Consider the following 5648-nt stretch of genomic DNA (forward strand, 5'->3'; position numbering starts at 1 on the left):
CGTGGGGCCCGGTGGTTTCGCCGGGGCCCACGGGCGCGGGCGCGTCGGCTCGCGCGGTGTGACCGGGCGCCGGGCTGTCGCGGTGGGGCCTCCTGGTGGGGCCCGGTGGGTCCGTGGTTCCGTCGCTGTGGCGGTGCGGCTCGGTGATCTGTCGCTGCCGCTGTCTTCTCTCTGCGGGGTTCGGCGGCCTCCGGGCTCACCTCCTCGTGAGCGGCGGATGAGGCCCCTCTGTCCCGTGAGACCTGGCTGTCCCGCCCCTCCCTGCGGGGGCGACCCTGCACCCCCCGAACGTGCCCCCTGACCCCCGGCTGCGGTGGTGACGGTCCGTGTGACCCTGACCGTTGTCGACTTTTCGATGGCCGCCCGCCACTCGGATCCCCGTGGGAGCTTCGCCACCGGATTCGCTCAAGGTGCTCTGCGGGTGAGTAGCTCCGTGTGAGGACTCGACCTACCCGAGGTCGGTTCTGAGCCAAAGGGGCGCGTCGAGTTCTCGTGGCCGTCGCGCGGAGATCGCGAGGAACGAGCGATCGAGCACGTCGGACGCGAGAATCTCGACTAGAGCGCCCCGGAGGCGAAGAACCGCAAAAACACAGGGCATGATGCAGGTATGTCCTCCGTGTTGACCGATCTCTGGCGGTATCCCCTCGTCCAGGCGCCCATGGCCGGTGGCGCCTCGCGGCCGCAGCTCGCCGCCGCCGTCTCCGATGCCGGCGGCCTGGGTTTTCTCGCCGCCGGGTACAAGACGGCCGATGGGATGTATCAGGAGGTCAAGCAGATCCGGAGCCTGACCTCCCGGCCCTTCGGGGTCAATGTCTTCATGCCGCAGCCCCGTACCGCCGATGCTGGTGCCCTCGCGGTCTACCAGCATCAGCTCGCGGGTGAGGCGGCTTGGTATGAGACGCCGCTGGGTGATCCCGATTCGAGTCACGATGACGGTTATGAGGCCAAGCTGGCCATTCTGCGGGATGATCCGGTGCCCGTCGTCTCCTTCACCTTCGGGTGTCCCAGTGCCGAGGTGCTCGGTTCTTTCGCCCGGGTCGGTACGGCCACCGTCGTCACCGTCACCTGTGTGGACGAGGCTGTCGCCGCCGAGCGTGCCGGGGCGGACGCGCTGTGTGTGCAGGGTGTCGAGGCCGGGGGCCATCAGGGCACTCACCGGGATGACCCGGATGCCGAGGGGGCGGGGCTGGGGCTGCTCTCCCTGCTGGGGCTGGTCCGTGAGGCCGTGGATCTTCCGCTGATCGCCGCCGGGGGGTTGATGCGCGGTACGCAGGTCGCCGCCGCCCTCGCGGCGGGGGCGGACGCCGCCCAGCTCGGTACGGCTTTCCTGCCGTGTCCGGAGTCCGGCGCCCATGAGCTGCACAAGCGGGCGCTGACCGATCCCCTCTTCGTCCGTACGGAGCTCACCCGCGCCTTCTCGGGTCGGCCCGCTCGTGGGCTGGTGAACCGTTTTATGCGGGAGCACGGGCCGTACGCGCCCGCCGCCTATCCGCAGGTGCACTATCTGACCAGCGGGCTGCGCAAGGCGGCGGCGAAGGCCGGGGATCCGCAGGCGATGGCCCTGTGGGCGGGTCAGGGGCACCGGCTGGCGCGGCAGATGCCCGCCGCCGATCTGGTGGAGGTGCTGATGGCCGAGCTCCAGGGCGCCCAGGCCAAGCTCGCGGCGGCCGGGGAGGCGCGGTGACCGCGCCCGTCTTCCTCGTCGACGTGCTCCAGGGGGTTCAGCCGGGTGCCGAGGTGCTCCTGGACGGCTCCGAGGGGCGGCACGCCGTCTCCGTCCGCAGGCTCCAGAGCGGTGAGGAGATCGTCCTCACCGATGGCCGGGGTCGCGGTGCCGCCGGGACGGTGACGCGGACCGAGGGCAAGGACCGGCTCTTCGTCACGGTCGCCGACGCCCTGACGGAGGAGGAGCCCAGCCCCCGGATCACGGTGGTGCAGGCGCTGCCCAAGGGGGACCGGGGTGAACTCGCCGTCGAGACGATGACCGAGACCGGTGTCGACGCGGTGGTGCCCTGGTCGGCGGCGCGCTGTATCACGCAGTGGCGTGGTGAGCGGGGTGCCAAGTCGCTCGCGAAGTGGCGTGCCACGGCCCGGGAGGCGGGCAAGCAGTCGCGTCGGCTGCGCTTTCCGGAGGTCGCCGAGGCCGCCACCACCCGTCAGGTCGCCGAGCTGCTGGCCGGGGCCGACTTCGCGGCCGTGCTGCATGAGGTGGGCGACCGGCCGCTGGCCACCGCCGAACTGCCCGCCGAGGGTTCGATCGTGCTGGTGGTCGGACCGGAGGGCGGGGTCTCCCCGGAGGAGCTGGCGGCCTTCGAGGCGGCGGGAGCGCTTCCGTACCGTCTCGGCCATACGGTCCTGCGGACGTCGACGGCGGGAACGGCCGGTGCGGCGCTGCTGCTGGGGCGTACGGGCCGCTGGTCCTGACGGCGCGGGGTGCTCGCGGCGGCCATCCGGGTGGGTGTCCGCATAGCGCCCTTTCCCCGTACGGCGGAGAGTGCCACGCTGCCGTCCATGAACGGCGAGAGAAGCAGGGTACGGCTGTGCGCCGTGGCGGTGGCCGGGCTCGCGGTCACCGGTCTGACGGCGTGTGAGCCGGCGACGACGGGGCTCACCCCCGGAGCGGTCTCCGTGACGACCGACCGGACCGCGACCCAGGCCCTGGAGCGCCTGGGGATCAAGGTCAAGTGGTTCAGTTGTACGGGGGAGGTGGACCGGCCGCGCGACGGCCGTACTCCCTCGGCCAAGCCGGGGTACGCGACGGTCTCGTGCGAGGGTGAGACGGCGTCCGACCGGTCGATCACTCTCAGTGGGCGGGTCACGGAGGAACGTTCGGGCACCTGTGTGCGGGGCGATCTCACGGCCAGGGTCAGCGGCAAGGTGGCCTTCAAGGCCACCTTCCTCGGGGACTGTGACCGCAGACCGGCCTCGCCTCGCTTCACGGCCCCGACGTATGTGCCCCCGGCCTACGGCGAGCGGGAGCGGGAGCGGGAGAAGGCGCGCGAGCGGGAGCGGCGGCGCCAGCCCGGACGGGCGACCGTGACCGTGACGGAGACGGTGCGGATGACGGAGGGGGCGCGCTGAGACCGGCGGGGCGGGGCTGAGGGGCCGGGCCACTCCGTCCCCAACTCGGTTCAACCGGCTGCCCATTGATCCCCCAAAGGCGTGGCCACGCCGTCCTGGCGCTGCCTAGGGTGACCCTGTGACGCAGACTGCCTACCTTCGGTATCCGCATATACAGGGCGAGTTGGTCGCCTTCGTCGCAGAGGACGACGTCTGGGTCGCTCCTCTCGACGGTTCCCGTGCCTGGCGGGTCAGCAACGACAACATGCCGGTGGACCACCCACGGATCTCCCCCGACGGCGAACGGGTCGCGTGGACCTCGCGGCGCGACGGGGTGCCAGAGGTGCATGTGGCGCCGGTGGACGGTGGTGGCGCGGAACGGCTGACGTACTGGGGGTGCTTCCGGACCTCCGTACGCGGGTGGACACCCGACGGCCGGGTCCTCGCCATCTCCGCCCAGGGCCAGCCCAGCCCCCGGCGCACCTGGGCCTGGGCCGTCCCGCTGGACGGCGGGCCGGGGGAGGCGCTGCCCTACGGACAGGTCGGGCATGTCGCCCAGGGGGAGGCGGGCACCGTGCTCGCCTCCGTCACCATGGGGCGGGAGGCCGCCGCCTGGAAGCGGTACCGGGGCGGGGCCGCCGGGCGGCTCTGGATCGACCGGGGCGACGGTGACGGCTTCGTACGGTTCCACGAGGAACTCGACGGCAATATCGAGTACCCCCTCCAGGCCGGTGGACGGGTCGCCTTCCTCTCCGACCACGAGGGCACCGGCGCCCTCTACTCCTCTCTCCCCGACGGCACCGGCCTGCGGCGCCACACCCCGCTCGACGGCTTCTACGCCCGGCACGCCGCCACCGACGGACGGCGCGTGGTCTATGCCAGCGCCGGGGAGCTGTGGCTCCTCGACGACCTCAGCGACCTCGGCGACCTCGGCGAGCGCGGCGATCTCGGCGAGCGCGGCGATCTCGGCGAGCGCGATGACCTCAGCGATCTCGGCCGGCGCGGCGGCTCCGAGCCGCGGCGGCTCGACATCCGGCTCGGCGGACAGCGGACCGATCTGCGCCCCCGTACGCTGCGCGCGGCCCACCACCTCGGCTCCGCCGCGCCCGACCACACCGGGCGGGGCAGCGCCGTCGAGATCCGGGGAGGCATCCACTGGGTCACCCACCGCGACGGACCCGCGCGGGCGCTCGCCGTGGAACCCGGGGTGCGCGCCCGTACCCCCCGTACCTTCCGCGTCGACGGCGAGGAGCATGTCGTCTGGGTGACCGACGCCGAGGGGCAGGACGCCCTGGAGTTCGCGACCGCCACCGGCACTCCCGCCGGGGCCACCCCGCGCCGGCTCGGCGCCGGACGGCTCGGCCGGGTCCGTGGCCTGGCCGTCGCGCCCGATGGCTCCGCTGCCGCCGTCGCCTCCCATGACGGGCGGGTGCTGCTGGTGGACCGCGGCTCCGGCGAGGTACGGGAGGTCGACCGCAGCGAGGACGGCGAGGCCACCGGGCTGGTCTTCTCCCCCGACTCGGCCTGGCTCGCCTGGTCGCACGCCGGGCCCGCCCCGCTGCGCCAGCTCAAGCTGGCGGGCACCGCCGACCTGACCGTCGCCGAGGCCACCCCGCTGCGCTTCCGGGACTTCCAGCCCGCCTTCACCCTCGACGGGAAGCATCTGGCGTTCCTCTCCGAGCGGGCCTTCGACCCCGTCTACGACACCCATGTCTTCGACCTCGCCTTCGTCGGCGGCTGCCGTCCGCATCTGATCACCCTGGCGGCCACCACGCCCTCACCGTTCGGACCCCAGCGCCACGGCCGGCCCTTCGAACCCGACAAGGAGAAAGACTCCGGAGAGGACGAAGAGAGCGGAGAGAGCGGGGAGAACGGAGAGAACGGGGAGACGGGATCAGGGGAGGAGGGCGAGAGCGACAACAGGGTCTCCGCCACCCGGATCGACCTCGACGGGCTCGCCGACCGGATCGTGCCCTTCCCCGTGGAGGCCGCCAGTTACTCCACCCTGCGGGCCGCCAAGGACGGGCTGCTGTGGCTGCGCCACCCGCTGCGGGGGGCGCTCGGCGCGACCCGGGCGACGCCCGACGACCCCGGGCCCCGGACCGCGCTGGAGCGGTATGACCTGGTGCGTCAGCGCGGTGAGGAACTCTCCTCCAACGCCGGTTCGTTCTCCGTCAGCGGCGACGGCAAGCGGGTCCTGCTGCTGACCGACGGCGAGCTGAGGGTGGTCCCCAGCGACCGCCGCGCCGCCCGCGAGGAGGACGGCGACACCCATATCGCCGTCGATCTCTCCCGGGTGCGCCAGCGTCTCGACCCCGCCGCCGAGTGGCGTCAGATGTATGACGAGGCCGGGCGGCTGATGCGGGACAACTTCTGGCGCGAGGACCTCTCCGGCGTCGACTGGGACGGCGTCCTGGAGCGTTACCGTCCGCTGCTCGACCGGGTCGCCACCCATGATGACCTGGTGGATCTGCTCTGGGAGGTCCAGGGCGAACTCGGCACCTCCCACGCCTATGTCATCCCCCGGGGCTATGGCGGCGGCGCCCAGCAGGGCCTGCTGGGCGCCGATCTCTCCCGCGCCGGTGACG

General features: G+C 72.8%; 4 protein-coding genes. All 4 read left to right on the forward strand.

Going from position 1 to position 5648, the window contains the following annotated elements:
- The first annotated feature begins 607 nt into the window (after positions 1–607).
- Positions 608–1684: a nitronate monooxygenase gene (locus ACFVIM_RS32090; RefSeq protein WP_384308968.1), complete on the forward strand. Its 1077-nt coding sequence runs from the start codon at positions 608–610 to the stop codon at positions 1682–1684.
- The gene (locus ACFVIM_RS32095) at positions 1681–2424 is read left to right on the forward strand and encodes a 16S rRNA (uracil(1498)-N(3))-methyltransferase (RefSeq protein WP_384308970.1); all 744 of its coding nucleotides are present in this window, start codon (positions 1681–1683) and stop codon (positions 2422–2424) included. Before ACFVIM_RS32090 ends, ACFVIM_RS32095 begins: the two co-directional genes overlap by 4 nt.
- 87 nt (positions 2425–2511) lie before the next feature.
- Positions 2512–3081, forward strand: a complete 570-nt coding sequence (locus ACFVIM_RS32100) for a hypothetical protein (RefSeq protein WP_384308973.1) — start codon at positions 2512–2514, stop codon at positions 3079–3081.
- Positions 3082–3199: 118 nt separating this feature from the next.
- The coding region (locus ACFVIM_RS32105) for a peptidase S41 (protein ID WP_384308975.1) at positions 3200–5648 on the forward strand (2449 nt) is incomplete at its 3' end.

Origin of the sequence: Streptomyces sp. NPDC057638, assembly GCF_042800315.1 — a bacterium.
Classification (GTDB): domain Bacteria; phylum Actinomycetota; class Actinomycetes; order Streptomycetales; family Streptomycetaceae; genus Streptomyces.

Bases quoted from the DNA above. Each gene is read 5' to 3' on its own strand.
- ACFVIM_RS32090 (WP_384308968.1), top strand. From the start codon at position 608: ATGTCCTCCGTGTTGACCGATCTCTGGCGGTATCCCCTCGTCCAGGCG.
- ACFVIM_RS32100 (WP_384308973.1), top strand. From the start codon at position 2,512: ATGAACGGCGAGAGAAGCAGGGTACGGCTGTGCGCCGTGGCGGTGGCC.